Origin of the sequence: Sphingomonas rosea (genome assembly GCF_039538065.1) — a bacterium.
Taxonomy (GTDB): Bacteria; Pseudomonadota; Alphaproteobacteria; order Sphingomonadales; family Sphingomonadaceae; genus Sphingomicrobium; species Sphingomicrobium rosea.
Genome location: NZ_BAABBR010000001.1, coordinates 446,312 through 471,604, shown reverse-complemented (window position 1 = coordinate 471,604; position 25,293 = coordinate 446,312). Strand labels below are relative to the sequence as shown.

General features: G+C 68.1%; 30 protein-coding genes. 9 read left to right on the top strand and 21 right to left on the bottom strand.

Annotated elements, in window-relative coordinates; all coding sequences use genetic code 11:
- Nucleotides 1-63 precede the first annotated feature (63 nt).
- Nucleotides 64-1,128, top strand: coding sequence for a calcium:cation antiporter (locus ABD693_RS02385; RefSeq protein WP_344695381.1), 1,065 nt, complete (start codon nucleotides 64-66; stop codon nucleotides 1,126-1,128).
- Here ABD693_RS02385 and ABD693_RS02380 read toward each other — a convergent pair.
- A complete protein-coding gene (locus ABD693_RS02380; RefSeq protein WP_344695380.1) occupies nucleotides 1,125-2,300 on the bottom strand; it encodes an LL-diaminopimelate aminotransferase in 1,176 nt (391 codons plus the stop codon). The genes ABD693_RS02385 and ABD693_RS02380 overlap by 4 nt on opposite strands.
- A gap of 161 nt (nucleotides 2,301-2,461) precedes the next feature.
- Between ABD693_RS02380 and ABD693_RS02375 the strand changes: the two genes are divergently transcribed.
- Nucleotides 2,462-2,770: a hypothetical protein gene (locus ABD693_RS02375; protein ID WP_344695379.1), complete on the top strand. Its 309-nt coding sequence runs from the start codon at nucleotides 2,462-2,464 to the stop codon at nucleotides 2,768-2,770.
- Between the two features lie 7 nt (nucleotides 2,771-2,777).
- Here ABD693_RS02375 and ABD693_RS02370 read toward each other — a convergent pair whose 3' ends face one another.
- The gene (locus tag ABD693_RS02370; RefSeq protein WP_344695378.1) at nucleotides 2,778-3,407 is read right to left on the bottom strand and encodes a trimeric intracellular cation channel family protein; all 630 of its coding nucleotides are present in this window, start codon (nucleotides 3,405-3,407) and stop codon (nucleotides 2,778-2,780) included.
- 294 nt (nucleotides 3,408-3,701) lie between these two features.
- Here ABD693_RS02370 and ABD693_RS02365 point away from each other — a divergent pair, with 294 nt between their 5' ends.
- Nucleotides 3,702-5,432 (top strand): PHA/PHB synthase family protein, encoded by a 1,731-nt coding sequence (locus tag ABD693_RS02365; RefSeq protein ID WP_344695377.1) that lies wholly within the window; start codon nucleotides 3,702-3,704, stop codon nucleotides 5,430-5,432.
- 4 nt (nucleotides 5,433-5,436) lie between these two features.
- Here ABD693_RS02365 and ABD693_RS02360 read toward each other — a convergent pair whose 3' ends face one another.
- Nucleotides 5,437-5,661, bottom strand: a complete 225-nt coding sequence (locus ABD693_RS02360; RefSeq protein WP_344695375.1) for a hypothetical protein — start codon at nucleotides 5,659-5,661, stop codon at nucleotides 5,437-5,439.
- Nucleotides 5,662-5,705: 44 nt separating this feature from the next.
- Nucleotides 5,706-6,614: an EamA family transporter RarD gene (gene rarD, locus ABD693_RS02355; protein ID WP_344695374.1), complete on the bottom strand. Its 909-nt coding sequence runs from the start codon at nucleotides 6,612-6,614 to the stop codon at nucleotides 5,706-5,708.
- Between the two features lie 107 nt (nucleotides 6,615-6,721).
- Between rarD and ABD693_RS02350 the strand changes: the two genes are divergently transcribed.
- On the top strand, nucleotides 6,722-7,384 hold the full coding sequence (locus tag ABD693_RS02350) for a DUF4893 domain-containing protein (protein ID WP_344695373.1): 663 nt from the start codon (nucleotides 6,722-6,724) through the stop codon (nucleotides 7,382-7,384).
- Complete coding sequence (locus tag ABD693_RS02345; RefSeq protein WP_344695372.1) at nucleotides 7,381-7,731, top strand: ribose-phosphate pyrophosphokinase; 351 nt, start codon at nucleotides 7,381-7,383, stop codon at nucleotides 7,729-7,731. The genes ABD693_RS02350 and ABD693_RS02345 overlap by 4 nt, the downstream gene beginning before the upstream one ends.
- On the opposite strand, the gene murA is transcribed toward ABD693_RS02345, so the two are convergent.
- The 3 genes from murA to ABD693_RS02330 all read right to left on the bottom strand — a co-directional run bounded on the left by murA (nucleotide 7,728) and on the right by ABD693_RS02330 (nucleotide 10,247).
- Nucleotides 7,728-9,011, bottom strand: coding sequence for a UDP-N-acetylglucosamine 1-carboxyvinyltransferase (murA, locus tag ABD693_RS02340; protein WP_344695371.1), 1,284 nt, complete (start codon nucleotides 9,009-9,011; stop codon nucleotides 7,728-7,730). The two genes, ABD693_RS02345 and murA, sit on opposite strands and share 4 nt — an antisense overlap.
- Nucleotides 9,012-9,067: 56 nt before the next feature.
- On the bottom strand, nucleotides 9,068-9,409 hold the full coding sequence (gene clpS, locus ABD693_RS02335) for an ATP-dependent Clp protease adapter ClpS (protein WP_344697555.1): 342 nt from the start codon (nucleotides 9,407-9,409) through the stop codon (nucleotides 9,068-9,070).
- A 151-nt stretch (nucleotides 9,410-9,560) separates the two neighbouring features.
- A complete protein-coding gene (locus ABD693_RS02330; RefSeq protein ID WP_344695370.1) occupies nucleotides 9,561-10,247 on the bottom strand; it encodes a phasin family protein in 687 nt (228 codons plus the stop codon).
- Between the two features lie 108 nt (nucleotides 10,248-10,355).
- Here ABD693_RS02330 and gmk point away from each other — a divergent pair, with 108 nt between their 5' ends.
- Nucleotides 10,356-10,997 (top strand): guanylate kinase, encoded by a 642-nt coding sequence (gene gmk, locus ABD693_RS02325; RefSeq protein ID WP_344695369.1) that lies wholly within the window; start codon nucleotides 10,356-10,358, stop codon nucleotides 10,995-10,997.
- On the opposite strand, the gene ABD693_RS02320 is transcribed toward gmk, so the two are convergent.
- Genes ABD693_RS02320 through ABD693_RS02290 form a run of 7 tightly spaced genes read right to left on the bottom strand, consistent with a single transcriptional unit; the run spans nucleotide 10,994 to nucleotide 19,439 of the window.
- Entirely contained in the window at nucleotides 10,994-11,686 is a 693-nt protein-coding gene (locus ABD693_RS02320; RefSeq protein WP_344695368.1) for an ATP12 family chaperone protein, read from the bottom strand. The two genes, gmk and ABD693_RS02320, sit on opposite strands and share 4 nt — an antisense overlap.
- Nucleotides 11,683-11,913, bottom strand: a complete 231-nt coding sequence (locus ABD693_RS02315; protein WP_344695367.1) for a hypothetical protein — start codon at nucleotides 11,911-11,913, stop codon at nucleotides 11,683-11,685. The genes ABD693_RS02320 and ABD693_RS02315 overlap by 4 nt, the downstream gene beginning before the upstream one ends.
- Complete coding sequence (locus ABD693_RS02310; RefSeq protein ID WP_344695366.1) at nucleotides 11,910-12,581, bottom strand: HAD-IA family hydrolase; 672 nt, start codon at nucleotides 12,579-12,581, stop codon at nucleotides 11,910-11,912. Before ABD693_RS02310 ends, ABD693_RS02315 begins: the two co-directional genes overlap by 4 nt.
- Complete coding sequence (locus ABD693_RS02305) at nucleotides 12,578-13,720, bottom strand: pseudouridine synthase (RefSeq protein ID WP_344695365.1); 1,143 nt, start codon at nucleotides 13,718-13,720, stop codon at nucleotides 12,578-12,580. Before ABD693_RS02305 ends, ABD693_RS02310 begins: the two co-directional genes overlap by 4 nt.
- A 23-nt stretch (nucleotides 13,721-13,743) precedes the next feature.
- Nucleotides 13,744-15,003: a DUF445 domain-containing protein gene (locus ABD693_RS02300; RefSeq protein ID WP_344695364.1), complete on the bottom strand. Its 1,260-nt coding sequence runs from the start codon at nucleotides 15,001-15,003 to the stop codon at nucleotides 13,744-13,746.
- 34 nt (nucleotides 15,004-15,037) lie between these two features.
- Nucleotides 15,038-18,220, bottom strand: a complete 3,183-nt coding sequence (locus ABD693_RS02295) for an efflux RND transporter permease subunit (RefSeq protein ID WP_344695363.1) — start codon at nucleotides 18,218-18,220, stop codon at nucleotides 15,038-15,040.
- A 25-nt stretch (nucleotides 18,221-18,245) separates the two neighbouring features.
- Complete coding sequence (locus ABD693_RS02290) at nucleotides 18,246-19,439, bottom strand: efflux RND transporter periplasmic adaptor subunit (protein WP_344695362.1); 1,194 nt, start codon at nucleotides 19,437-19,439, stop codon at nucleotides 18,246-18,248.
- A 205-nt stretch (nucleotides 19,440-19,644) separates the two neighbouring features.
- Here ABD693_RS02290 and ABD693_RS02285 point away from each other — a divergent pair, with 205 nt between their 5' ends.
- A complete protein-coding gene (locus ABD693_RS02285) occupies nucleotides 19,645-19,908 on the top strand; it encodes a GlsB/YeaQ/YmgE family stress response membrane protein (RefSeq protein ID WP_344695361.1) in 264 nt (87 codons plus the stop codon).
- On the opposite strand, the gene ABD693_RS02280 is transcribed toward ABD693_RS02285, so the two are convergent.
- The 4 genes from ABD693_RS02280 to ABD693_RS02265 form a co-directional block, all read right to left on the bottom strand.
- A complete protein-coding gene (locus ABD693_RS02280; RefSeq protein ID WP_344695360.1) occupies nucleotides 19,853-20,182 on the bottom strand; it encodes a GlsB/YeaQ/YmgE family stress response membrane protein in 330 nt (109 codons plus the stop codon). The genes ABD693_RS02285 and ABD693_RS02280 overlap by 56 nt on opposite strands.
- Nucleotides 20,183-20,256: 74 nt before the next feature.
- Nucleotides 20,257-20,514, bottom strand: coding sequence for a GlsB/YeaQ/YmgE family stress response membrane protein (locus ABD693_RS02275; RefSeq protein WP_344695359.1), 258 nt, complete (start codon nucleotides 20,512-20,514; stop codon nucleotides 20,257-20,259).
- A 165-nt stretch (nucleotides 20,515-20,679) separates the two neighbouring features.
- Nucleotides 20,680-20,979, bottom strand: a complete 300-nt coding sequence (sciP, locus tag ABD693_RS02270) for a CtrA inhibitor SciP (protein ID WP_344695358.1) — start codon at nucleotides 20,977-20,979, stop codon at nucleotides 20,680-20,682.
- Nucleotides 20,973-21,269: a hypothetical protein gene (locus ABD693_RS02265; protein ID WP_344695357.1), complete on the bottom strand. Its 297-nt coding sequence runs from the start codon at nucleotides 21,267-21,269 to the stop codon at nucleotides 20,973-20,975. Before ABD693_RS02265 ends, sciP begins: the two co-directional genes overlap by 7 nt.
- A gap of 54 nt (nucleotides 21,270-21,323) precedes the next feature.
- On the opposite strand from ABD693_RS02265, the gene mnmA reads away from it, so the two are divergent.
- Together mnmA and ABD693_RS02255 are read left to right on the top strand one after the other, a co-directional pair.
- Nucleotides 21,324-22,463, top strand: a complete 1,140-nt coding sequence (gene mnmA, locus ABD693_RS02260) for a tRNA 2-thiouridine(34) synthase MnmA (protein ID WP_344695355.1) — start codon at nucleotides 21,324-21,326, stop codon at nucleotides 22,461-22,463.
- A gap of 1 nt (nucleotide 22,464) precedes the next feature.
- Entirely contained in the window at nucleotides 22,465-22,929 is a 465-nt protein-coding gene (locus tag ABD693_RS02255; RefSeq protein ID WP_344695354.1) for an NUDIX hydrolase, read from the top strand.
- Here the strand turns inward: ABD693_RS02255 and ABD693_RS02250 are convergent.
- Genes ABD693_RS02250 through pdxH form a run of 3 tightly spaced genes read right to left on the bottom strand, consistent with a single transcriptional unit; the run spans nucleotide 22,926 to nucleotide 25,209 of the window.
- Nucleotides 22,926-23,702, bottom strand: coding sequence for a PhzF family phenazine biosynthesis protein (locus ABD693_RS02250; RefSeq protein ID WP_344695353.1), 777 nt, complete (start codon nucleotides 23,700-23,702; stop codon nucleotides 22,926-22,928). The genes ABD693_RS02255 and ABD693_RS02250 overlap by 4 nt on opposite strands.
- A complete protein-coding gene (locus tag ABD693_RS02245) occupies nucleotides 23,699-24,625 on the bottom strand; it encodes a cation diffusion facilitator family transporter (protein ID WP_344695352.1) in 927 nt (308 codons plus the stop codon). Before ABD693_RS02245 ends, ABD693_RS02250 begins: the two co-directional genes overlap by 4 nt.
- The gene (pdxH, locus tag ABD693_RS02240) at nucleotides 24,622-25,209 is read right to left on the bottom strand and encodes a pyridoxamine 5'-phosphate oxidase (RefSeq protein ID WP_344695351.1); all 588 of its coding nucleotides are present in this window, start codon (nucleotides 25,207-25,209) and stop codon (nucleotides 24,622-24,624) included. The genes ABD693_RS02245 and pdxH overlap by 4 nt, the downstream gene beginning before the upstream one ends.
- Nucleotides 25,210-25,293: the final 84 nt, after the last annotated feature.

Sequence of the window (25,293 nt, the reverse complement as noted above, 5' to 3'; positions counted from 1 at the left end):
CTAGTCAAACAGCGCGAACACCCGGCCTTGTCATTCCGGCGCCGCCACCCCTAGTCCTTTCCCATGTCATCCATCACCGCAAAGGCGAGCGATTTCGCCCCTCTCGCCGCCATCGCCGTCGTCGCCCTCCAGTTCGCGGGCATGTCGTGGTGGGGGCTGTCGGCGCTGGTGCTGGTCGCGACCGTGCTCGCCGCGGTCCATCATGCCGAGGTGGTGGCCGAGCGGGTGGGGGAGCCGTTCGGCACCCTGATCCTCGCGCTGTCGGTGACGGTGATCGAGACCGGCCTCATCGTCAGCCTGATGCTCGCCGCGCCCGAGGCCTCGACCGCGCTCGCCCGCGACACGGTGATCGCGGCCAGCATGATCATCCTCAACCTGCTGCTCGGCCTCTGCCTCGTCGCCGCCGGCCGCCGCAAGAGCGAGGTGCGCTTCATCCGCACCGGGGCCAATGCCGCCTTGAGCACCATCGCGGCGCTCCTTGTCCTGACGCTCGTGCTTCCGAACTTCACCACCAGCGCGCCCGGCCCGGTCTATAACGCGACCCAGCTCGGCTTCGTCGCGGCGGGCGCGCTGATCCTCTACCTGACCTTCGTCTTCGCCCAGACCGTCCGTCACCGCGATTATTTCGTCCGCCCCGAGGTCGCTACGCCAGAGGACGACCATGGCCCCTCGCGCCGCGCCGCGCAGCGCTCGATGCTGCTCCTGCTCGTCTGCCTCGTCGCGGTGGTGCTCCTCGCCAAGGGCCTGTCGAAGCCGCTCGAGACCACGATCGCCGCCGCCGGCCTTCCGCGCAGCCTCGTCGGCATCGTCATCGCCGGCATCGTTCTCCTGCCCGAGGGCATCGCGGCGGTGAAGGCCGCGCGGCTCGGCCGGCTCCAGACCAGCCTCAACCTCGCGCTGGGCTCGGCACTCGCCACCATCGGCCTCACCATTCCCGCGGTCGCGGTGGTCGCCTATTTCCTCGACCTGCCGCTCGCTCTCGGCCTCCAGCCGCTGGGGATCGTGCTCCTCGCGCTGACCCTGTTCGTCTCGAGCCTCAGCCTCGCGCGCGGACGGGTGACGGTGCTCCACGGCGCCGTCCACCTCGTCATCTTCGCCGCCTACCTCCTGGTGACGATCATTCCCTAGCTCTTGAGGAGCTTCTTGATCCCGCGCGCGGCCTGGCGGAGGCGCTGCTCGTTCTCGACCATCGCGATCCGGACGAAGCCTTCGCCTTCCTCGCCGAAGCCCACGCCCGGCGCGACCGCGACCCCCGCCTCGGCGAGCAGCTTCTTGGAGAATTCCATGCTGCCCATCGCCTGGAAGCGCTCGGGGATCGGCGCCCAGGCGAACATGCTGGCTTGCGGCACCGGGATCTCCCAGCCGGCCCGCCCGAAGCTTTCGACCAGCACGTCGCGACGCTTCCTGTAGAGCGCGCGGGTCTCCGCGACGCAGTCCTGCGGCCCGTTCAAGGCCGCCACCGCCGCCGCCTGGATCGGCGTGAACGCGCCATAATCGAGATAGCTCTTCACCCGCGTCAGCGCCGCGATCAGCTCCCGGTTTCCGACCGCGAAGCCGATTCGCCACCCGGCCATCGAATAGGTCTTGCTCATGCTGGTGAACTCGACCGCCACCTCCTTCGCGCCCTCGACGGCGAGGATCGACGGCGTCGGCTCCTCGCCGAAATAGATCTCGGCATAGGCGAGGTCGGAGATGATCCAGATCTGGTGTTCGCGCGCGAAGGCGACGAGTTGCTCGTAGAAGGCCTTGTCGGCGACATAAGCGGTGGGATTGCTCGGATAGCCGATCACCAGCGCCTTGGGGCGCGGCACCGTGTAGCGCATCGCCAGCCGAAGCCGCTCGAAGAAGTCGGGCCCGGGCGCGGCGGGAATCGAGCGGATCGCCGCCCCCGCGATGATGAAGCCGAAGCTGTGGATCGGGTAGGAGGGATTGGGGGCGAGGATGACGTCGCCCGGCGCGGTGATCGCCTGCGCGAGGTTCGCCAGCCCTTCCTTCGACCCCAGCGTGACGATGATTTCGCTCTCGGGATCCAGTTCCACCCCGAACCGCCGCTGGTAATAAGCCGCCTGCGCCTTCCGCAGCCCCGGAATGCCCTTCGAGGCCGAATAGCCGTGCGCATCGGGCTTGGCCGCCACTTCCGCCAGCTTGGCGATGACGTGCGCCGGGGGCGGGCTGTCGGGATTGCCCATGCCGAGGTCGATCACGTCCTCGCCCTTCGCCCGCATCGCCGCGCGCATCCCGTTCACTTCGGCGAAGACGTAGGGCGGCAGCCGCTCGATGCGATAGAAGTCGGTGTGCATGCGCCGACTGTGCCGTCTCGTGGCAGCACCGGCAACAAGAAGCTCGCCGCGATCATTCCAGCGGCGTTATTATTGCTAACTTTTCATTAACTTAATACGAAAAACGGGCGTATAGTGCCATTTGCCGGATCCGAATCGTCCGGCAGACAAGGGAATTGATCATGCGTCTGTTGCTTGCCGCGTCGGCCCTCCTGACCGGCACCGTCGTCCTGCCTCTCACCGCCAGCCTCGCCAAGCCGAGCACCGGGGTCGCCCAGCCGACCAAGGCCGACACCTGCCTCGCCATGGAGCGCGCCAGCCGCAACAGCACCGGCGGCGACCGCGCGGCCGGGCAGTTCGGCAAGGACCAGCGCGAATTCGTCGCGCTGTTCAACGACCCCGACGGCTTCACCCCCAACTGGCCGATCGTCGGCAAGACCTACTACAGCTACGGCGAGTGGCTGAACGACTCGAAGCTCTACGGCTGCTGAGCCCGCGTCAGTCCCGATAGGCGGGCAGGCTCCATCCGCGCGCGATCGCCAGACCGCGCAGGGCGAAGCCTGCCACCGCCGCGATCAGCGCCGCCGGCCAGCCGGTCAGGCCGAGCATCGCGAACCCGACCAGCAGGCCGGCGCTCAGCGCCGCCGCGGTGACATAGAGTTCGGGCCGCATCAGGATCGACGGCTCGCCCGCCAGCACGTCGCGGATGATCCCGCCCGCGCATGCGGTCAGCACCCCCATGGCGAAGGCCGGCACCGGCGCGATCCCATAGACCAGCGCCTTGGCCGCCCCGTAGGTCGCATAAGCGCCGAGCCCCAGCGCATCGAACCACAGCAGCGCCTGCCCCGCGAACCAGCGCCGGCTCGTCAGCCAGACCAGCCCCGCCGCGCCGATGCAAATCAGCAGCACGAGGTTCCTGTGCACCCAGAAGACCGGCGCCGCGATCAGCAGGTCGCGGATCGTCCCGCCGCCAACCCCCGTCACCACCGCGAAGAAGACAAAGGTCACCAGCGTCTGCTTCTTCTCCGCCGCGAGCAGCGCGCCCGACACCGCGAACACCGCAATCCCGAAGATGTCGAGCGCCTGCATCGCCATCGGCAGCGTCGGAGTGGGAAGGTCGGGAGTCATCGATCGCCTCATGCCCCGCCGCCACCGTGCAAGTCGAGCCACTACGTCGGTCAGCCCGGGCGCCGCTCGGCACGAACGGACCTGGCACTGTCGATCAACCCCTGTCCTACAGCCCCCACTTTGTGCCATGCTCGCCCGCGTGACGAGTGACCGCCTCATCTTGCCGCTCGCGGTCCCGGGACGCGAGCCGGAACGACTCGGCGACCCTGGGACATTCGAGACCTTGTTCAGGAAACGACCCGCCGACCCTGTGACCGTTTTGACCGTCGCGGGGGAAAATCGGACGCGGTCCGCATGACCACCGATGCCCCCACCGCCGCCTTCCCGACGCTCGAGGACTGGCAGCACTGGACCCTCGTCATGGGCCTCGCGCAGCAGATGCTGCTCGAGAGCTGGGCCGACAGCTGGAAGGCAGGCACTCCGGCGCCGGGCCTCAAGATGCCCCAGGCGCCCGATCCGATGGCGCTGATGAGCGCGGGCGCCGACGCGTGGAGCAAGGGGCTCGAGGCATGGGGCCAGATGCTCGGCAGCATGGCTGAGGCCGGCTTGGCGAAGGACAAGCGCTTCGCCGCGCCCGAATGGCGCGACCATCCGGTCTACGACACCATCCGCCAATCCTACCTCGCCATCTCCGACCAGCTGATGAAGTCGGTCGATCAGGCCGACGGACTGGACGAGGAGGCCCGCCAGCGGCTGCGCTTCGTGACCAAAGGCGTGATCGACGCGATGAGCCCGTCGAACTTCGCGCTGACCAATCCCGAGGTCCTGAAGGCAACGCTGGAGTCGCGTGGCGAGAACCTTTTGAACGGCCTCCGCCACATGCTCGACGACATGAAGGCGGGCCAGCTCAGCCAGGTGCCGAAGGGCGCCTATGAGGTCGGCCGCAACCTTGCGACCACGCCCGGCAAGGTCGTCCACGAGACCCCGCTCTACCAGCTCATCCACTATGCCCCGACCACGAAGTCGGTGCTCGAAACGCCGCTCGTCGTCTTTCCGCCGTGGATCAACCGCTATTACATCCTCGACCTGACGCCCGAGAAGAGCTTCGTCCGCTGGTGCGTCGACAACGGCATCTCGCTGTTCATGGTCAGCTGGAAGTCCGCCGACGAGACGCTCCGCGACATCACGCTCGACGATTACGTCCTGCGCGGCCAGGTCGATGCGATCGACACCGTCCGCGACCTTCTCGGCGTCGAGGCGGTCCACACCATCGGCTATTGCGTCGCCGGAACCACGCTTGCCGCGACGCTGGCGCTGCTCGCGGCGCGGGGCGAGGCGGCCAAGGTCGCCTCGGCCACCTACTTCACCGCGCAGGTCGATTTCAGCGAGGCGGGCGACCTCAAACTGTTCCTCGGCGACGAGACGATGGCGCTGCTCGGCCAGCTATCGGCCGAGACCGGCCTCATCGACGGCCGGGTCATGGCCGCGACCTTCAACCAGCTGCGCGGCCGCGACCTCGTCTGGAACTACGTCGTCAACAACTACCTGCTGGGCAAGGAACCGCCGCCCTTCGACCTGCTCCACTGGAACGGCGACGTCACCAACCTGCCGGCAGGCTGGCACCGCGACTATCTCGAGACGCTCTACAAGGCGAACAAGCTGGTCGAGGCGGGCGGGATCGTCGTCGACGGCACGCCGATCGACCTGAGCCGGATCGAGACCCCGCTCTATATCCAGGCCGGCCGCGAGGATCACATCGCTCCGCCGCAAAGCGTGTGGAAGATCATGGACCACGTGCCGGGCGACAAGCGGTTCGTGCTCGCCGGCTCGGGGCACATCGCCGGGGTCGTCAATCCGCCGAGCGCGGGCAAATACCAGCACTGGATCAACGAGGGCGATCCCAAGACCCTCGAGCAGTTCGTCGAGGGCGCGACCGAAGTGAAGGGAAGCTGGTGGCCCGACTGGCTCGCCTGGCTCCGCCGGCAGGCCCCGGCCGAGGTCCCCGCGACCGGCGCCCGCGTGCCCGGCAAGGGCAAGCGCAAGGCGATCGAGGATGCTCCCGGCCGCTACGTCCGGACCCGCTAGGGGTTTAGATGATCCCGCCGCCCAGCATCAGGCGGAGGGCGCCGACCACGATCACGAAGATGCACAGGTTGCGACCCGCCTTGGATGTCCCGCTCATCGCGCCGAGCCCGGCACCGATCACGGCCAGCGGCAGGATCAGCCAGTTGGCCCAGCCGAGGAGCGGCAGGAAGGCGAAGGCGGTCATCACCAGGGCGACAAGACCGATCAGGATCGAAACGAGGTTCAGCATGAAGCGGATGTCGGGAGCGGGGCCCCGCTTGTCCAGTGCCGGCCTCAGTCGTTGGTCGAAGGGGCCCGCCGGTTGAAGGCACTGCTGAGGTAGAGCAGCGCCGCGGTCCAGATGAACCCGAACGCCCAGGCATGCGCCGTCGTGAACGGCTCGCCGTAGAGGAACACCGCGACCAGGAACTGGAGCGTCGGGGCGATGAACTGGAGGATTCCGAGCGTCGAATAAGGCAGCCGCCGCGCCGCCGCGGTGAACAAGAGGAGGGGGATAGTCGAGGCGACCCCGGTGAAGACCAGCAGGATCGTGTCGGTCTGGTCGAGGCCCCAGACCGGCGCGGTGCCGAGGCTCGCCCAGCCGAGCCACAGAACCGCGGGGACGAACAGGATCAGGGTCTCGACCGTCAGCCCCGCCGTCGCGTCGACATGCGCCACTTTCCGCAGGAGGCCGTAGAGCGCGAAGCTCACGCACAGCGTCAGGCTGATCCACAGATGCGCCAGCGCTCCGACCGCGAGGATCGACACCCCGACCGCCGCGATGGCGACCGCCAGCCACTGCCGCCGGCTCAGGGGCTCGCCGAGGACGAAGCGGCCGAGCAGGATGTTCGCCAGCGGGTTGAGGTAATAGCCGAGGCTCCCTGCAAGGATATGCCCGCTGTTCACCGCATAGACGTAGATCAGCCAGTTGATCCCGATCAGCACGCTGGTCGCAGCCAGCAGCTTGAGGCTCGCCCGGTTGCGCAGCGCCGCGCCGACCTCGCTCCACGCCCGGCTGACGGTGAGCAGCGCGCCGAGGATGAGGAGCGACCAGACGATCCGGTGCGCGACGATCGCCACCGCCGGCACGCCGGCCAGCAGCTTGAAGTAGATCGGGAGCAGCCCCCACAGCGCATAGGCGCCGATTCCCAGCCCGAGGCCGGTGCGGGTCTTGTCGGCGGTCGGGGCGGCGGGAGCGTCCATCCGTCGCGCCTTGGCCGCGCAGGGCCAGGGCTGCAACCATTTGTTAACTACTTTCCCCCTTTGTCCAGATGTGCGGGGCGTGACGCTGTGCTAGCATGAGGCCGACGATGCGAACCTTGCCGCTCACTCTTCTTCTGCTCGGTCTCACCGGCTGCGCGACCTTCGACAAACCCAAGCCGCCGCCGCGTCCCGCCGTGGTCGCTTTGCCGCCGACCAAGGCCGACGTCTGGCAAGGGGTGGCGAGCGCGGCCGACATCGACCGGCTCAACCGCCTGCCCATGGCCTGGACCGACGGCCTCAAGGAAGCCCGCCTGCGCTTCGCCGGTGCGGTCCGGGGCGAGGGCGATCTGCTTCGCCCGGCCGCCGGCCTGGCCCGCCCGGCGCCCAGTCCCGGAAGCTACAATTGCCGCTTGGTGCGGCTCGGCAAGACCGATGCCCGCTCACCCGCCTTCGTCAGCTTCAAGCCCTTCTTCTGCTACGTCGACGTCGAGAACGACCTGCTGACCTTCGTCAAGCAGACCGGTTCCGAACGGCCGGCGGGGCGCCTGTGGGACGACGACAATCCGCGTCGCCTCGTCTTTCTCGGCACCGTGGCGCTCGGCAGCGAACCACAGAACAAGCCCTACGGCACTGATCAGCGGCGCGACATCGCGGGGGTGCTCGAACGGATCGGACCGATGCGCTTCCGGCTTCTCATGCCTTGGTCGCGCTCGGGCTCGAAGCTCGACATCTATGAGCTGACGCCGGTCGCGGAGCAGCCCGCGGGGTGAGCATCGCCGACTGGCAGGAGGTTCGCGCGCACCTCGTGAGCGCCGCCTCGGCCGGTCATCCGCTCACCTATTCCGAACTCCTCGAACGCCTCGGACACCGGTTCACCCGGCCCAAGATGCGGGCGCTGTGCCAGACCCTGACCAAGGTCGACGAGGACGCCGAGGCGAGCGGCGAGCCTGAACTGGCGGTGCTGGTCGTGCGTCAGTCCGACGGCCTGCCCGGCCAGGGCTGGTGGACCGGAAGCTGGGAGAAGCACCGCTTCACCGGCGACTGGACCGGTCCCGCGGCGCGCGAGCTGATCGACCGGCTCCAGCGTCAGGCCTTCGCCTACTGGGCCGAGCGCTAGCCCGCGCTCTTGCGCTCGATCGTCGCGCCGACCGCCGACAGCTTTTCCTCGAGCCGCTCGTAGCCGCGATCGAGGTGGTAGACGCGAAGCACCTCGGTCTCGCCTTCGGCGGCGAGGCCGGCGAGGACCAGGCTCATCGAAGCGCGCAGATCGGTCGCCATGACTTGGGCGCCGGTCAGCTTGGGCACGCCATGAACGATCGCCGAGCGACCGCGCACGTCGATGTTGGCTCCCATGCGGCGAAGCTCGGGCACGTGCATGTAGCGGTTCTCGAAGATCGTCTCCTCGAGAAAGCTCTCGCCGTTGGTGCGGCAGAGCATTGCCATGAACTGCGCCTGCATGTCGGTGGCGAAGCCGGGGAAGGGGGCGGTTGAAATGGCGAGCGGCTTCAGCGGGCCGTCGGCGGTGACCTTGATGCCCTTGTCGTGGATCTCGATCACGAGCCCGCACTGGGCAAGCGCGTTGGTGGTCGCGAGCATGTCCTCGGGACGCGCGCCAATGAGGTCGAGGCTGCCGCCGGTGATTCCGGCCGCGCAGGCATAGCTGCCGGCTTCGATCCGGTCGGGCATGACGGCGTAGGTGCAGCCGTGCAGCGCATCGACGCCGTCGATGATGAGGTGCGAGGAGCCGATCCCGCTGATTTTCGCGCCCATCGCGACGAGCAGGTTGCAGAGGTCGACAATCTCGGGTTCGCGCGCGGCGTTGAACAACTGGGTGCGGCCGTTCGCGGTCGCGGCGGCCATCAGCGCGTTCTCGGTCGCGCCGACGGAAACCACGGGGAAGCTGTAGTCGCCGCCCGAAATGCGGCCCTTGGGCGCGCTCGCCTTCACAAAGCCGGCGGCAATCTCGATTTCGGCGCCCATCGCCTCGAGCGCGCGCAGGTGGAGGTCGATCGGCCGGTCACCGATCGCGCAGCCGCCGGGCAGCGAGACGGTCGCCTCGCCTTCGCGGGCGAGCAAGGGCCCGAGTACCAGGATGGAGGCGCGCATCCGGCGAACCATGTCGTAGGGTGCAACGGTCGAGGCGATCTCGCCCGCCTGGAGCGTCATGCGCCGGCCGAACTCGCCCTTCTTGACGCCCTCGATCTTGGTCGAGACGCCAAGGCCGTTGAGCAGGTGTCCGAAGCTGTCGACGTCGGCGAGACGCGGCAGGTTGGTGAGCGTCAGCTTGTCGGCCGTGAGCAGCGCGCACGGAAGCAAGGTGAGGGCACTGTTCTTCGCGCCCGAGATGGGGATGGCGCCTTCGAGGCGCTTGCCGCCCTGGATGAGGATGGAGTCCATCGGCGGCGTTTAGAATATCGCTCCGCCGGCGCAAGTGGGGCCGGCGCGGCGGCCGGTCAGGCCTTTTCGAGCGTGCACTGCAGCGGGTGCTGATTCTCGCGCGCGAAGTCGGTGACCTGGCTGACCTTGGTCTCGGCGACCTCGTAGGTGAAGACGCCGCAGACACCCACGCCCTGCTGGTGCACCTGCAGCATCACGCGAGTCGCGTCGTCGATGCCCATGTTGAAGAAGCGCTGCAGGCACAGGACGACGAATTCCATCGGCGTGTAGTCGTCATTCAGCATCAGCACCTTGTAGTTGCTGGGCTTGCGGGTGCGCGGCCGGGTGCGGGTGACGACCCCGCGCTCGATCTCCTCGATGCCGTCGCCCTTGCCGGGGCGGTCATCTTCACCGGCCATGATGATGCGTTGAATCATTGGACCCTAGATAGGGGAGGGGGCGGGGGGTTGCCAAGGAGGCCCTGCGACCACGTGCCATCTCAAAACGATGGCGGCCGCCACCCTGATACGCAGGGGGCGGCCGCGCTGAAGCCTGACAGGAGGAGGGTTATCAGGCAGTCAGTTCGTTGATCTTGTCGGCCGCGACGGCGGCACGGTTCGAGAGCGGCTGGATCGCTTCGCCGGCGAGCTTGACCGAGGCTTCGGTCAGCTGGCTGAAGTTGGCGACCAGACGGTCGAAGTTCTGCTTGGCGATCTCGCCCTGCAGCTGGAAGAATTCGCTCGGGCTGGTGGCCTGCGCGAGGTTCTTGAGCTCGGCGACGTTCTGCTCGAGGCCCGAACGGGCCCGGCTGATGGCGTCCTCGCCGACGCTCTTGGCGCCGGTGGCGGCGATCTTGCCGGCCTCGACGACCGCCTCGACGTTCGCGCGGGTCAGCTCGGCGAGCTCTTCGGCGGCGCGGCGGCTCTTCTCGATCGCTTCCTGGCCACGGCTGCCGGCCTCGGCGAACATGGTCTGGAAACGGTCGGCGCCCGGAAGCGCGGCGAAGGGCTGGAAGTTGGTCCAGTTCATGTTGTCGAAGTTCACGTTGCTATCCCCTTGTTCGATGGCCGGCTCGTCGCGCACGGGCGCGGGCCGCTTGGTGTTCGTCGTGCCGGCGGCCTTGCGGGCCCGCGGCTTGCGCTCGGTCTTGACCCGGCGCGCATTGACCTTCATGACGGCCTCGAGCACCGCCGGCTCCATCGCCTCGGCAGGCGCTTCGGTAACTTCGGTCTCGATCGTGGCGATCTCTTCGGTCATCATCTCTGTCCTTGTTGCAGTGCACAATATAGTGCGATGCACAATAAATCAAGACCTCTTCGCACTTGCAGCATTGACGCTGCGGCCAGCTCGGCGGCAAGAGCGCGCATGGACCATGCTCTGCGCACCCGCCGCGGCCTTCTCGTCGTGCTCTCCTCGCCCTCGGGCGCGGGCAAATCCACCATCGGCCGCAAGCTGATGGAGGAAGATCCGACGATCACCATGTCGATCAGCGCGACCACCCGGCCGATGCGGCCGGGCGAGGTGGCGGACGTCGACTATCATTTCGTCGACGAGGCGCAGTTCCAGGAGCTGGTCGATACCGACGAGCTGGCCGAATGGGCCTATGTCTTCGGGTATCGCTACGGCAGCCCCAAGGAGCCGATCAAGGATGCGCTGAAGGCGGGCCGCGACACGCTCTTCGACATCGACTGGCAGGGCACGCAGCAGCTCGAATATGCCTTTCGCACCGATCTCGTGCGAATCTTCATTTTGCCGCCTTCGATGGCCGAGCTCGAGCGCCGGCTGACTGGGCGCGGGACCGACGGCGAGGACGTGATCGACTATCGCATGAAGCGCGCGGCAGCCGAGATCGGGCACTGGGCGGAATATGATTATGTCCTCATCAATGAGGACGTCGACCAGTGCACCAAGAAGGTGCAGGCGATCGTCGCGGCCGAGCGGCTGCGGCGCGAACGCCAGCCCTATCTCCTCGATTTCGTCCGCAACCTCGTCGAGAAGCCGAACTAGACGAGGAGCGACAGGAAACGGGCGCCGGCGCGGAAGTCGGCCTCGCGCAGGGCGAGCGCCTTTTCGGCCTCGGCGTCGCTGCCCCATTGCTCAAGCTGCCAGCGGTCCTCGAGGCTGACCGCCTCCCACGCCACATCGACCGACACCGCGCCTTCGAGCAGGGCGAGCCCGGCGACCAGCGATCCGCCGATCGTCACCAGCGGCGACAGGCCGGCGAGCGTGAAGCGATCGAGCGCGGCGACGGCGTGGCCGAGCCGGTCGAGCGTCGCTGGTGGCTGGTCGACCGGCGAAATGCCCTCGGTCACGACGAAGTCGACGTCGTATCGCCGCCGCGCCCATTGCAGCAGCGGGTCCCACGCCTCGGCTTGTCTGGCGACGAGGGCGGCAGGCCGCTCGGCACGATAGCAGAGGAGATCGCTCGCCGCGTAGCGGGCGAGGCCGGCGGCGAAAGCGTCATGCCCGGGACCCACGCGGTCGAGCGCGGCATTGGCGAGCCCGGTCAGCGGCATGGAACGCGGATCGACCGTCTCGCCCGCCTCCTGCCACTCGGCCGCGACCGCCTCGGCGAGGCGCCGGTTCGGCAGGGTGAGAAATTCGCGCGCCGGGGTGCGCAGGGGACGGGCGTCGAGCGTGATCTGCCACGCGCCATCCACCTCGGCGGTGTGGGCCTCCTTCCAGAAGCGCTTCACCGCCGGTCGCCTTTCTCCCACGCCTGGCGCAGCAGCACCGGCCCGAGCAGCGCTTCGACCAGCCCCGCGCCAATCACCACCATGCCGAGCCCCAGCGCGCCGCCCGGCTCGACGAGGTCGCTGAAGACGATTCCCATGCCGAGCAGGAACATCGCGAGGCCCGACAGGCGAAGCAGCGCGAAGATGCGGAAACGCTTGGCCCAGAGGGCGTCCTGCTCCTGGCTCATGCGGCAATCCTGACGAGGTTTTCGGCGATGTCGAACACGTCGGCGGGTGCGGCCGCGAGCGCGTCGGCACCCGAACCATTCAATTCGTCGCGGTCGTGATAGCCCCACAGCGCGCCGATCGCGTGCATGCCGGCGGACTTGGCCATGCCCATGTCCCACGCCGTGTCGCCGATGACGACGCACTGCTCGGGTACCGCGCCGCAGTCGGCCATGGCGGTGAGCGCCATCGACGGGTGCGGCTTCGAGGGATGGCGGTCGGCGGTCTGGAGCGACAAAAAGCGGGCGTGGAGACCGTGCGCGGTGAGGCAGTGCCGAAGCCCGCGGTCGGACTTGCCGGTGGCCACCGCAAGAAGCCAGCCGGCGGCTTCGAGGCGGTCGAGCAACGACAGGATTCCGTCGAACAGGGGCTCGTCGACCTGCTGCTGGCCGCGAAGCGTGACGAAGGACTGGCGATAGGTTTCGGCCATGGCGCTGTGCTGCGCGTCGTCGAGCCCCGGCGCCAATTCGGCCATGGCTTCGACCAGCGACAGGCCGATCACGCGCTGCGCCCGCTGGCGCGGCGGAAGCTCGAGGCCGTGCGCGTCGAACGCCATGCCGAGGGCGCGGTGTATGGTCCCGCCCGAATCGACGAGGGTCCCGTCGCAGTCGAAGATGGCGCAGCGAATCATCGGCGGCCCTTGGGCGGCGCCTTGCCGCGCGACGGTTTGCCGGGAACGGGGGCGCCGCGACCACGCCGCTCGCCCTTGCGCTCCTTGCGCGCGGTCTTGGCGGCAGCCGCGACGCGGCGGGCCTTGACCACCGGGTCCTTGGCGGGGTCGGGCCGGTCGAGCGGCATATTGTCGCCGTCGCGCACCTCGAAACCGAGGGTCGCGAGGCTCTCGGCGAAGTGGGCGGGAAGTTCGGCCGAGACGTCGATGTCCTTGCCGCCCGGTGCATCGATCTTGAGCCGGCGCGCGTGGAGGTGGAGCTTGCGGCTGATCCCACCGGTCAGGAAGGCGTCGGCCCCGCCATATTTGGCGTCGCCGACGATCGGGTGGCCGAGATGTGCCATGTGCGCGCGCAGCTGGTGCGTGCGACCCGTCAGCGGTTGCAGCTCGACCCAGGCGGCGCGGGTGCCGGCGCGGTCGACCACGCGCCAGCGGGTCCGCGCGGCCTGCCCTTCCTCGGAGACGTGCATCTTCTCGCCGCCGGTGCCGGGCTGCTTGGCGAGCGGCGCGTCGATCAGGCCCTCGTCCTGGCCGAGGTCGCCGACCACGATCGCCCAATAGACCTTGCGCGCCGTCCGGCCGGAGAAGCTTTTGGAGAAGAAGGCCGCCGACCGCGCCGAGCGCGCAACCAGCAGGACCCCGCTGGTGTCCTTGTCGAGCCGGTGGACGAGTTTGGGCCGGTTGCCTTCCTCGTCGGCAAGCCCGTCGAGGAGCCGATCGAGATGCTGATCGGTCTTGGTTCCGCCTTGGGTCGCGAGGCCGGGGGGCTTGTTGAGGACTAAGGCGTCGGGCGTCGTCTCGATCACCATCTCCTGAACGAAGTTGCGCTCGTCGTCGGTGAGCGGCTCGAGCACGCGCTGCGGCCGGGCGGCGCGCTGCGGGGTCGCGTCGGCCGAGGGAATGCGGATGACCTGGCCGGCCTCGATCCGGTCGCCCGGCGTGGCCTTCTCGCCATTGACGCGAAGCTGGCCGGTGCGGGCCCAGCGCGAGACGAGGTTGAAGCTGACTTCCTCGCCCATGTGACGCTTGAACCAGCGATCGAGGCGAATGCCGTCGTCGTCGGGAGCGACGGTGAAGGTGCGGGTTTGGGCCGGGGACATGGTCCGCCCCCTAGCCGCTCGGGCTAGAGCGTGTCGAGGAGGTGGAGCACCAGGCCCACCAGCCCGCCGACGATGGTGCCGTTGATCCGGATGTACTGGAGGTCGCGGCCGACCGCGGATTCGAGCCGTTCCGTGACCGTCCGAGCGTCCCACCCGCGGATGGTTTCGCTGACGAGGCCGACCATCGACCCGCCATAGCTTGCGGCCATGCCGGCGACGGCGCGGCGGACGAACTGGTTGACGGCCTTGCGGATCCGGGGGTCGCCCTCGAGGGTGGCGCCCGCCGAGCGCATGATCTCGCCCATCCGGCCCGCCATCACCGCGTCGGGGTCGCGCGCGCCGGCAATGAGGGCGGCGCGGGCCCGTTGCCACAGCCGGTCGAGCCACTGCGCGACCGAGCGATTGGCGAGGAGCTCCTCCTTCCAGGCCTCGACCCGGGCGCGGGTCTCGGGCTTGTGCTGGAGGTCCTGCGCCAGCTGGGCGAGCGCCTCGGCCATCTTCGCGCGGACCGGATGATCGGGGTCCTCGCTCATGTCGACGGTGAGCTTGCGCAGCCCGTCGAGAATCGCGTCGGCGAGCTTTTCGTCGAGCGCGGCGAGGCGGAGCACCCAGCTCGCCTTCTTGCGGACCATCTCGCGGATCAGCGGCTCGTTCGCCTCGAGCGCGCGGGCGAGGGTGCGGATTCCCGCCTCAAGCATCGGAACGTGGCGATTGTCCTCGATCGCCGAGGCGAGCGCCGCGCCGAGGAGGGGCGAGACCTCGGTCCGGGCGATGCGCTGGGCGATGGCGCCCTTGACGATCCCGCCCAGCCGCTCGTCATCAAGGCCTTCGAGAACGTCGGCGATCAGCCGCGAGGCGCCCCGCCGGATACGGTTGCCCTCGCCGCTCGGGGTGCGGAGGAACCGGCCCGCCGCGCCCGCGACGTCGATGTTCCGCATCCGCCGCGCCACCACGCGGGCGACGAGGAAATTGTCGCGGATGAAATTGGCGAGGGTGAGCCCGATCCGGTCCTTGTTGCGCGGGATGATCGCGGTGTGCGGGATCGGCAGGCCGAGCGGGTGGCGGAAGAGGGCGGTGACCGCGAACCAGTCGGCCAAGCCGCCGACCATTGCCGCCTCGGCAAACGCCTTGACGAACGACAGCCCCGGATAGCGCGCTTCATAGGCGCGCGTGAGGAGATAGGTCGCGGCCATCACGACCAAGAGGCCGGTCGCGACGACCTTCATGCCGGCGGCGCCCGGCTGGGCGGGGTTGAAGCGGGTGAGCGGTCCGGAACGTGTCATCCGAACCGCTCAATAGACGAACCCTCGATCAGGTTCACTCCGCCGGCTGCGGCATGGCCCCGGGTGCACGCGGTTCATCGACAGCATCGGGCACCTCGTGCGCGGTGGCGCGCAGCGACTTGCCGAACTTGCGGCCGATCCAGGTCTCGATGTCGATCGCGAGGCTGAAATAGGCCGGGACAAGGAGCAGCGTCAGGAAGGTCGACATGAGGAGGCCGCCGATCACGGTGACGCCCATCGGCGCGCGCCAGCTGCCGTCACCGGTCAGGCTCAACGCGATCGGGATCATGCCGGCAACCATGGCGACGGTGGTCATGACGATCGGCTGGGCGCGCTTGTGCCCGGCCTCGATGATCGCCTCGTCCTTGGTCATGCCATGGTCCATCATCTCGACCGCGAAGTCGACCAGCAGGATCGAGTTCTTGGCGACGATGCCGAACAGCATCAGCAGGCCGATGAACACCGGCAGGCTGAGCGGCTGGCCCGTGACCTTGAGCGCAATCACCGCGCCGAGCGGCGCGAGCAACAGCGACCCCAGGTTGACCAGCGGCGCGAGGAAGCGGCGATAGAGCAGCACCAGCACCGCGAAGACGAGCGCGATTCCGGCCATCACCGCGAGGACGAAGTTCTGGATGAGCTCGCTCTGCCACTTCTGGTCGCCAAGCGTCAGTCGCTGCACGCCCGGCGGCAGGTTCTTGACCGACGGCAGCTGCTCGATCTGCTTCCAGGCATCGCTGCTGACGGTGCCGGGGGTGAGGTCCGCGCCGATGCCGATGCGATACATCTGGTTGGTGCGGTTCACCGTCACCGGGCCCGAGCCGAACGAGATTTCGGCGACCGACTTCAACGGCACCGAGCCGCCGCTGGCGGTCGGCACCGGCAGATTCTCGAGGGTTGCGATGTCGCGGCGTTGAGACTTGTCGAGGCTGACGATGATCGGGACCTGGCGATCGGACAGCGAGAAGCGCGCGCTGTTCTGGTCGATGTCGCCGATGGTCGCGATGCGGATGGTCTGGGCCAGCGCCTGGGTGCTCACGCCGAGGTCGGCGGCAAGATCGAAGCGCGGCTTGATCCGGATTTCCGGCCGGACCACGTCGCCGTTGACGCGCGGAGCGACCAGCACCGGGACCGACTGCATCTCTTCCGAAATCCGGTTCGCGGCATCGGCGATCTTCAGCGGGTCGTCACCGCCCAGATAAAGGGTGATCGGCCGGCCGCCGCCGCCGGGGCCGCCACTGTTCTGGCTGAGGATGTTGACGCGCGCGTCGGCGATCGCCCCGAGCTGCGGGGCGAGCTCGCGCTCGATCTCGAAGCTCTTCTTGGTGCGGTCCTTCTTGTAGATGATGTTGACGAAGGCCGACGAGGTGAAGCTGCGCTGGAAAACGCGGTCGACGTTCGGATTGGCCGTGACGATCTCGCTGACGCGCTTGGTGATCGCCTTGGTCTGGTCGAGCGTGGTGCCCGGCGCGAGGCTGATCCGGACGGTGCTGTTGGGCACGTCGAGCTGCGGCTGGAAGGTCATCTTCAGCGTCGAGAGGCCGAAGCCGGTCGCGATCATGATGAGGAAGCCGACGCCGATCATCCACACGCGGTGGTCCTTGAAGCGGGCGAGGCGCTGCACAAAGAAGCCGCGCCGTTCCTTGCGCGCTTCCGCGACCTTGCTGTCGTCGATCGTCCAGCGGAGCGCGCTCAGGTAGCGATGCATCCACTTGCCCGAGGCATGCTCCTGGATCCCGCCGCTGCGCAGGAAATAGGCGGCCATGAGCGGGGTAATCATGCGCGCGACGAGCAGGCTCATGAAGACCGCGAGCACGACGGTGTAACCGAAGTTGCGGAAGAACTGGCCCGAGATGCCGGGCATGAGCGCGACGGGCAGGAACACCGCGACGATCGACATGGTGGTGGCAAGCACGGCGAGGCCGATCTCGTCCGCCGCGTCGATCGAGGCCTGGTAGGCGCTCTTGCCCATGCGCATGTGCCGGACGATGTTCTCGATCTCGACGATCGCGTCGTCGACCAGGACGCCCGCGACCAGCGCCAGCGCGAGCAGCGAGAGGAAGTTCAGGTTGATGGACATGAGGTCCATGAACCAGAAGGCCGGGATCGCCGAGAGCGGGATCGCGATCGCGCTGATGACGGTCGCGCGCACGTCGCGAAGGAACAGGAACACCACCAGCACCGCGAGGACGGCGCCCTCGATCAGCGCGTCGATCGAGCTGTGATACTGCCCCTTGGTGTAGTCGACCGTGTTGCTGATCTCGATGAAGCGGATCCGCGGATCCTCCTTCTCGATCTTGCGCAGTTCGGCCCAGGTGTTGTCGTAGGCGGTGACGTCCGAGGCGCCCTTGGCGCGGGCGACGTTGAAGCTGACCACGGGACGCCCGCCGAGCTCGGTCGCCGAGCGCGGTTCGGCCGAGCTGTCGCGGACCTGTGCGATGTCGCCGAGGCGCACGAAGCGTCCGCCGGGGAGCGAGATGTTGGTGTTGGCAAGCGCGACCGCGCTCTTGGCATTGCCGAGGACGCGCACCGTCTGTTCCGAGCCGGCGATCTCGGCGCGTCCGCCCGGCGCATCGACGTTGATCGAACGCAGCTGCTGGTTGACCTGCGCCGCGGTGATCCCCTGCGACTGCAACGACGCGGGGTCGAGGATGACGCGGATCTGGCGGTCGACGCCGCCCTCGCGGCTGACCTGCGCAACGCCGCTCTGGGCGAGCAAGCGGCGCGAGACCGTGCTGTCGACGTACCAGCTCAGGTCCTCGAGGCTCATGTCGGTCGCCTCGACCGCGATGAACACGAAGCCGTCGCCGCCGATATTCACGCGGCTGACCTGCGGCTCGAGGATGCCGTCGGGAAGATCGCCGCGAATCTGGTCGACCGCGGCTTTGATGTCGTTGACCGCGCGGTCGGTCGGCGTGCCGATCTTGAACTGGATGAAGGTGTTGCTGTTGCCCTCACGAACGTCCGAATTGATCTCGTCGACGCCATCGACCCCGCGCACCGCGGCCTCGACCTTCTGCGTGACCTGGTTGACCATCTCGGACGGGGCGGCGCCCGGCTGCGAGATGCTCACGTTCGCCGCCGGGAAATCGATGTCCGGGTTGTTCGTGATTTCCATCGTCGCGAACGAGTAGATGCCGACCAGCAGCAGCGCGATGAAGAGCACGATCGGCGGCACCGGGTTGCGGATGCACCAGGCCGAGATGTTGCGGAAACTCATGGGTCTATGCCTGTCCTAGGGTCGCCTAGTTGGCGGCGGCCTGCCGCTTCGGATTGATCTTCTGGCCGGGGTTCAGGAAGGGTCCGGCCGAAAGCACGACCATTTCCTGGCCGCTGAGACCGGCAACGATACTCGCGCCATTCTCGTCGACCACGCCGATCTTCACGCCGCGGCGCTCGACCTCGTTCTTGGCGTTGACGACATAGACGTAATTGCCGTCGCCGTCCGACTGGACCGCGCTCTGCGGCAGCAGCGGCGCGGTGGTTGCGCCCGCCGAGATGCGCGCTTCGGCGAACCCGCCCGGACGAATGCCCTGCGAATAGGGGATGGCGATTCGCACTTCGCCCTGGCGCGACTGGGGATCGATGGTCGGCGCCACCTGCCACACGCGGCCGGTGATGCTGCTGGTCATGCCGATCGGGGTGACGCTGACGGGCATGCCGACCCGGATCGCGGCGAGGTCCTGCTGCGAGAGCCCTGCGCGCATCTCCATTTCGCCACCGGCGGCGAGGCGGAACAGGCCCTGGCTGCCCGCGCCGATCACCTGCCCGACCTCGAGGTTGCGCTGGAGGATCAGGCCGGCGCTCGGCGCACGGATGTCGAGGAGACCGATGCCCGCGCGGGTTGCGCCGAGCTGCGCCTGGGCGACGCGGACCTGCGCCTGCGCCTGGTCGCGCGCGGCCTTCTTGCGGTCGAGATCGGCCTTGGAGACGAAGCCCCGGCCGACCAGCGCCGCCGAGCGGTCATATTCGTTCTGCGCGAGCGCGGCATTGGCGCGGGCCGATTCGACCGCCGCGGCGAGCTGCGCGCTGGTCTGGACCTGGACCGAACGGTCGACGGTCGCGAGCGTCTGGCCCTGGCGGACCCAGGTGCCGGCATCGACGAGGACGGCAGTCACGCGGCCACCCTGGCCCGCGGCGCCGACCGGCTGGTCGCGGCGGGCGGCGAGCGCGCCGGTAGCGGTGATGATCTTGGCGACCTGGCTCTGACCCGGGACGATCACGGTCACGGTCGGGACATTGCCCGCGCCACCCTTGCCGGCAGCCGCCGCGGTATCCGCCGCAGGCGTCGCCTCGTTGTTCGCGCGGTTGAACAGGAACCAGGCGAGCGCGAGCACCAGCACGATGCCGACGATCGCCAGGATCATGTTCCGGCGCCGCCGGGCACCGTCCACCACCACGATCGTGTCATCCCGCTCAAGCCGGGTTTCGCGATTCATTCCTGTTACCTTTTCCATCTCGTGAGGCCGTCCATCGGCGGCAAGCTGTATTAGACCAATAGGTCACCAGTCGCAACCCAAGGCGACCTTCCGACCAACGGCAAGGCGCATTCGACCAACGGCTTTGCTGCCTCCGCCAAAAGGCGATTGCGGTGAGCGCGAAATGCGCGATAGCCTTGGCGTCCACAACGGGAGAGAGTGTTTCATGCTGGCAGATTATGGCTGGTTCGCCTGGATCATCATCGGCTTCCTCGCCGGCGGGATCGCCAAGTTCCTCATGCCCGGCAAGGATCCGGGTGGTTGCATCGTCACCATCCTGCTCGGGATCGGCGGCGCGATGCTGGCCGGTTTCCTCGGCCGTGCGCTCGGTTTCTACCGTGACATCGGCGATGGTGCCGGCTTCGTCGCCGCAATCATCGGCGCGGTGCTGATCCTGTTCCTTTACCGCCTGCTGCTCCGCCGCCGCTGAGCTTGCGGCGTTGAAGCTTCTGCACGCCGATCGCGGCGCCGAGGCACAAGAAGGTCCCGAGGAGGGACAGGAGCATGCCCGGGAAGGAAAAGCCGGTCGCCTCGAGGCGGCCGGCGAGTACCGGCGTGATCAACAGGGCACCGAGCACGGCCCCGGCGGCGCCAAGCCCGACGATCGCGAGGATTTCGCGCGGGGTCTCGGTGCGGAGAATGACGCTTGCGAGCCAGCCGAGGACGGCGCCGGCAAGGATCAGGGCGATCCAGGTGAAGGGCATGGGACGCCCATAAGCCAAGGGGCCGCCCGCTCCAAGAGCGGACGGCCCCTCATGCCCGTGACTTGGTGTGCGGTTTAGCGCACGCGGCCGCGACGGACGAGGTTCACGATCGCGAGCAGGACGATGGCGCCCAGCAGCGAATAGAGGAAGCTCTCGATGGTCAGGCCGTTGTTGAGGCTCGCGCTACCGCCGAGCAGGAAGCCCGCGATGGCGGCGCCGACGATGCCGACGATGATGTTCAGGAAAATGCCCTGCTGACCGTCGGTCCGCATGACGATGCTCGCGAGCCAACCGCAGACGCCGCCGACGATAAGCCAGATAATGAGACCCATGTGCGTTCCCTCCTGTATTTCGTTCCGGCTGAAGCTGCCGGACGTTTCTTGCGGCAACAAGACGCGTCTACCGCGCTCTTGTTCCGAGGGGGGAACGGCAATCTGCTGTATCGGTTCCGTAACGAGGGCCGCCGGCCTGTTTGAGACCGGCGGGTTGAGAAGGGGTCAGTAGCGCTGCTGGCGCTCGTAGACCTGGCGGTAGTGCTGGATCCGGGTGACGCGCAGCCCGGGCATGCCGCTGCGGTCGACCGCACGCTGCCACGACGCGAATTCCTCGAGGCTGAGGCCATAGCGTTCGCACGCCTCGTCGACGCTCAGCAGCCCGCCGGCGACGGCCGCCACGACCTCGGCCTTGCGGCGGACCACCCAGCGGGTGGTCGAGGGCGCGGGAAGCGAGTCCAAGGTCAGCGGCTCGCCGAGCGGGCCGATCACCTGATGCGGACGGAACTTCTGATTTTCTAGCATTGCTTCCTCAGGCGGATCTGGGTGGCGTCGATGTGATGGCCCTCGTTTACCGAAGCCTCTCTCAAGCAATTGTTTCGTCCGCTGGTAAACGGATTCGTCACCATCGCCGGACTGCTCGCGAACGCGCCCCCGAGAACCGCCTCGGCCGTGTCGCGACCGGTCAGCAGGGCGACGACCGCCGCGAGGCGATCGCCCGCCCCGCCGTTCGGTCCGAGAGTGGCAAGCACCACGCCGAGTTCGTCGGCCCGAAAGGCCGCCGCCGGTATGAAATGCCCCTTATGCTCCACCAATCTCCGGCCTTCCTTGTTTCGACCCCACGAAGCAGCACTAGCGAAAGAGGGTGAATGCCGGGTAAAGATGCCCCGGTGACCTTTTCCGCGTTCCAGATCGACAAGCCGGCGTCTTCGGCGAGGATCGTCGTCGCCATGTCCGGCGGCGTGGATTCGTCGGTCGCCGCCATGCTCGCCGCGCGCACCGGGGCAGAGGTGGTCGGAGTGACACTCCAGCTCTACGATCATGGCGAGGCGGTGAAGCGGTCGGGTGCCTGCTGCGCCGGCCAGGACATCTATGACGCCGCGCAGGTCTGCGAGAAGCTCGGCATCGCGCATTACGTGCTCGACTATGAGTCGCGCTTCCGGTCGGGCGTCATCGAGCGCTTCGCCGACGATTATGCCCGCGGCCGCACGCCGGTGCCTTGTTCGCTGTGCAACCAGGGCGTGAAATTCACCGACCTCCACGCCTTCGCCCGGGAACTCGGCGCCGACGCGCTGGTCACCGGCCACTACGTCCGCCGTGTCGTCCGCGCCGGCAAGGCCGAGCTTCACAAGGGCCGCGACGCCGCCCGCGACCAGAGCTACTTCCTCTACGGCACCACCGCCGAGCAACTCGACCTGCTCCGCTTCCCGATCGGCGAATTGCCCAAGAGCGAGGTTCGGGCGCTCGCCGCCCAAGCCGGCCTCGTCGTCGCTGCCAAGCCCGACAGCCAGGACATCTGCTTCGTGCCCGACGGCGATTATGCCGGGCTGGTCAAGCGCCTTCGGCCCGAGACCGAGGCGCCGGGTGACATCGTCGATCTCGGCGGGCGCCTGCTCGGCCGCCATCCCGGCGTCGTCCACTATACTGTCGGGCAGCGCCGCGGACTCGAACTCGGCGGTCAGGCAGAGCCGCTCTACGTCGTCCGGATCGAGCCCGACGCGCGCCGGCTGGTGGTCGGGCCCAAGGCCGCGCTGGCAGTGAGCGAGGCGAGCGTGTCGGACTGGAACTGGCTCGGCGAGGATCAGAGCAAGGTCGAGGTGAAGGTGCGGTCGCTCAGCCGACCCGTCCCCGCGACCCGCGAGGGCGACCGGATCCGCTTCCACCAGCCCGAGTTCGGGGTCGCGCCCGGCCAGGCCGCGGTTCTCTACGACGGGGATCGCCTGCTTGGCGGCGGATGGATCGAAGAGACGGTCGCCGCGGCGCATCTGCCCTACAGCGACGTCGCCTGAGGTGCCGCAGCCGCGCAGCGCCGGAGTCTTGCTCTATCGCCGTCGCGGTCAGCGCATCGAAGTCCTGCTCGGTCATCCCGGCGGTCCCTATTGGGCGCGCAAGGATGAAGGTGCCTGGATGGTCCCGAAGGGCGCGATCGAAAGCGGCGAAGCGGCGCTCGATGCGGCGATCCGTGAATTCGGCGAGGAAGTCGGCCCAGTCCCGCCCGGCAATCCGGTACCGCTCCACACCGTGCGCCAGAATGGCGGCAAGCTGGTCGAGGTATTCGCGCTCGAAGGCGACTTCGATCCGTCCGCGCTCGTCAGCAACGATTTCGAGCTCGAGTGGCCGCCGAAATCCGGGCAGATGAAGCGCTTTCCCGAACTCGACCGGATCGAATGGATGGAGCTCGCCGAGGCCCACCGCCGAATCCTCAAGAGCCAGCAGCCCCTGCTCGACGCGCTCGGCGAAATGCTCTCGGGCTAAAGCTGGAAGCTGCCCTCGATCACCGTTCGGCCCATGCCGTCGAGGAGCACGCGGTCCCCCGCCAGCGTGCATTCGAGCCGCCCGCCGCGCTTGCCTACCTGCGCCGCCGAAAAGTGTGTCCGCCCAAGCCGCTCGGCCCAGAAGGGCACGAGGGCGGTATGCGCCGAGCCCGTCACCGGATCCTCGTCAATCCCGTGATAGGCGGCGAATACCCGGCTCGCGATCGCGGTCTCGTCGCCCGGGGCGGTCACCATCACCAGCCGGTCGATGGCCTTGAGCGCCGCAAAGTCCGGCCGCACCGCGCGGACCGCCGCCTCGTCCTCGAGCAGCACCAGCGCCGCGCCATTGTTGCGGTTGCCGAAATAGACCGGTCCCTCGCAACCGAGCGCGGCCAGCACCCCGGCGCCATCGCCTTCAGCTACGTCCGCCGCGGGCAGACTCAGGCGAAGAAGCTCTCCCGCGCGCTCGACGCTGAGCACGCCCGAACGCGTCTGGAAGCGGACCTTCTCGCCGGTGAGGAGGATGTGACCCGCCGCCAGCGTCGCATGGCCGCACATGTCGACTTCGACCGTGGGCGTGAACCAGCGCAGGTGATAATCGGCCTCGCCATCCTCGATCGCCACCGTGAAGGCGGTCTCGCTGAGGTTGTTCTCGGCCGCGATCGCCTGCAGCGTCTCATCGGGCAGCCAATCGGTCAGCGGCATCACCGCCGCCGGATTGCCGGTCAGCGGGGCAGGGGCGAAGGCATCGACCTGGAAAAAGGGAATGATCATCGCCGCTCCGTCAGATGATGGGGCAGCATGCCCTCGCGGTCGGTATGCCCCTCGGGATCGAGGTGAAGCAGGATCTCGGTGCCGGGGAAGCGCCGCTGCAGGTCCTCTTCGACCCGGTCGAGCTTGTCGTGCGCCTGGCGGACGGTCCAGTCCTCGGGTACCCAGACGTGGAACTGGATGAAGTCGTGGACACCCGAGGTCCGAGTGCGGACGTCGTGAATGCCCTTGAGCTCGGGATAGTCGCCGCAGGCCGCGAGGAAGGCTTCGCGCTTCTCGACCGGCCATTCGGCGTCCATCAGCTGGTCGACACTGTCGCCCGCCGCCTGCCAGGCGCCCCACAGCAGCCACCCCGCGATCGCGACACCGAACGCCGCATCGGCCCCGGGCACACGCAGGAAATGGTCGATGATCAGGGCGGCGATCACCGCGCCGTTGAGATAAAGGTCGGAGCTGTAGTGGAGGTTGTCGGTCTTGATCGCGACCGAGCCGGTCCGGGCGATCACCCGGCGCTGGTACGAGAGCAGCAAGAGCGTGCTGGCGATCGCGAAGATGGAGACTCCGATGCCGATCTCCGGATTGGCGGTTTCGGCGCCGTGAATGAGCCGGTCGATCGCGCGCCAGCCGATGCCGAGCGCGCTGATGGTGATGAGCACGACCTGGCCAAGCGCCACCAGGGCCTCGGCCTTGCCGTGCCCGAAGCGGTGGTCATGATCGGCCGGCAGCGCGGCGATCCGAACGCCGACCAACGTCATGATGCTTGCGATGAGGTCGAGCCCGGTATCGGCGAGGCTTCCGAGCATCGCCGTGGAATCGGTCGCGATCGCCGCCCAGCTCTTCGCGATGAGCAGGGTCAGCGCCATCACGACGCTGGCGATGGCCGCCCGCTGCGACAGGCGTGCGCGCTCGGGTCCGGTCACTCTCACGGGTAGAGCAGTCCTTCGTTCCAGCTGCCGTCGGCCTGCCGAACGAACAGGCGTCGGTGATGGAGCCGGAACTCTCCATCCTCCCAGAATTCGATCCGGTCGGGGACCAGCCGGAAGCCCGACCAATGCGGCGGGCGACCGACCTCGCCCTCCTCGCCGAAGCGCGCCTTGGTCTCGGCGATGCGGTCGAGGAAGGTCTCGCGGCGGTCGAGGGGGCGCGACTGGTCGCTCGCCCACGCACCGATCCGGCTGTTGCGCGACCGGCTCTGGAAATAGGCGTCGGCGTCGGCGTCGCTGACCTGCACCAGAGGGCCCTCGGCCCGGACCTGCTTGCGCAAGCTCTTCCAGTGAATGCAGAGCGCGCCATGCGGGTTGGCGGCGATCTCCTGCCCCTTGCGGCTTTCGAGATTGGTGAAGAAGCCGAAGCCCTCGGGCCCGTGGCGGCGCATCAGCACCATCCGGACCGAGGGACGGCCGTCGGGGGTCGCGGTGGCAAGCGCCATGGCGTCGGGATCGTTGATCTCCTCCGCCTCCGCGAGGGCCATCCATTCGGCGAACAGGGCGAAGGGGTCGGTGCCGGGCATGGCCGCGCCTCTATCCCCTCGGCGCCTTGGCAGGCAAGCGATGCGACCATAGCTAGCGCGCCAACCACTTTGCTCTATGAGGAG

Bases quoted from the DNA above. Each gene is read 5' to 3' on its own strand.
- gmk (WP_344695369.1), top strand. From the start codon at position 10,356: ATGGACCATGCTCTGCGCACCCGCCGCGGCCTTCTCGTCGTGCTCTCC.
- ABD693_RS02370 (WP_344695378.1), bottom strand. From the start codon at position 3,407: ATGACTCCCGACCTTCCCACTCCGACGCTGCCGATGGCGATGCAGGCG.
- ABD693_RS02375 (WP_344695379.1), top strand. From the start codon at position 2,462: ATGCGTCTGTTGCTTGCCGCGTCGGCCCTCCTGACCGGCACCGTCGTC.
- ABD693_RS02290 (WP_344695362.1), bottom strand. From the start codon at position 19,439: ATGAATCGCGAAACCCGGCTTGAGCGGGATGACACGATCGTGGTGGTG.
- ABD693_RS02385 (WP_344695381.1), top strand. From the start codon at position 64: ATGTCATCCATCACCGCAAAGGCGAGCGATTTCGCCCCTCTCGCCGCC.
- ABD693_RS02360 (WP_344695375.1), bottom strand. From the start codon at position 5,661: ATGCTGAACCTCGTTTCGATCCTGATCGGTCTTGTCGCCCTGGTGATG.
- rarD (WP_344695374.1), bottom strand. From the start codon at position 6,614: ATGGACGCTCCCGCCGCCCCGACCGCCGACAAGACCCGCACCGGCCTC.
- ABD693_RS02380 (WP_344695380.1), bottom strand. From the start codon at position 2,300: ATGCACACCGACTTCTATCGCATCGAGCGGCTGCCGCCCTACGTCTTC.
- pdxH (WP_344695351.1), bottom strand. From the start codon at position 25,209: ATGCCCGGCACCGACCCCTTCGCCCTGTTCGCCGAATGGATGGCCCTC.
- ABD693_RS02330 (WP_344695370.1), bottom strand. From the start codon at position 10,247: ATGACCGAAGAGATCGCCACGATCGAGACCGAAGTTACCGAAGCGCCT.
- ABD693_RS02280 (WP_344695360.1), bottom strand. From the start codon at position 20,182: ATGCCCTTCACCTGGATCGCCCTGATCCTTGCCGGCGCCGTCCTCGGC.
- ABD693_RS02315 (WP_344695367.1), bottom strand. From the start codon at position 11,913: ATGAGCCAGGAGCAGGACGCCCTCTGGGCCAAGCGTTTCCGCATCTTC.
- mnmA (WP_344695355.1), top strand. From the start codon at position 21,324: ATGCCGGGTAAAGATGCCCCGGTGACCTTTTCCGCGTTCCAGATCGAC.
- sciP (WP_344695358.1), bottom strand. From the start codon at position 20,979: ATGCTAGAAAATCAGAAGTTCCGTCCGCATCAGGTGATCGGCCCGCTC.
- ABD693_RS02300 (WP_344695364.1), bottom strand. From the start codon at position 15,003: ATGACACGTTCCGGACCGCTCACCCGCTTCAACCCCGCCCAGCCGGGC.
- ABD693_RS02365 (WP_344695377.1), top strand. From the start codon at position 3,702: ATGACCACCGATGCCCCCACCGCCGCCTTCCCGACGCTCGAGGACTGG.
- ABD693_RS02310 (WP_344695366.1), bottom strand. From the start codon at position 12,581: ATGATTCGCTGCGCCATCTTCGACTGCGACGGGACCCTCGTCGATTCG.
- ABD693_RS02275 (WP_344695359.1), bottom strand. From the start codon at position 20,514: ATGGGTCTCATTATCTGGCTTATCGTCGGCGGCGTCTGCGGTTGGCTC.
- clpS (WP_344697555.1), bottom strand. From the start codon at position 9,409: ATGGCCGGTGAAGATGACCGCCCCGGCAAGGGCGACGGCATCGAGGAG.
- ABD693_RS02295 (WP_344695363.1), bottom strand. From the start codon at position 18,220: ATGAGTTTCCGCAACATCTCGGCCTGGTGCATCCGCAACCCGGTGCCG.
- ABD693_RS02350 (WP_344695373.1), top strand. From the start codon at position 6,722: ATGCGAACCTTGCCGCTCACTCTTCTTCTGCTCGGTCTCACCGGCTGC.
- murA (WP_344695371.1), bottom strand. From the start codon at position 9,011: ATGGACTCCATCCTCATCCAGGGCGGCAAGCGCCTCGAAGGCGCCATC.
- ABD693_RS02285 (WP_344695361.1), top strand. From the start codon at position 19,645: ATGCTGGCAGATTATGGCTGGTTCGCCTGGATCATCATCGGCTTCCTC.
- ABD693_RS02305 (WP_344695365.1), bottom strand. From the start codon at position 13,720: ATGTCCCCGGCCCAAACCCGCACCTTCACCGTCGCTCCCGACGACGAC.
- ABD693_RS02250 (WP_344695353.1), bottom strand. From the start codon at position 23,702: ATGATCATTCCCTTTTTCCAGGTCGATGCCTTCGCCCCTGCCCCGCTG.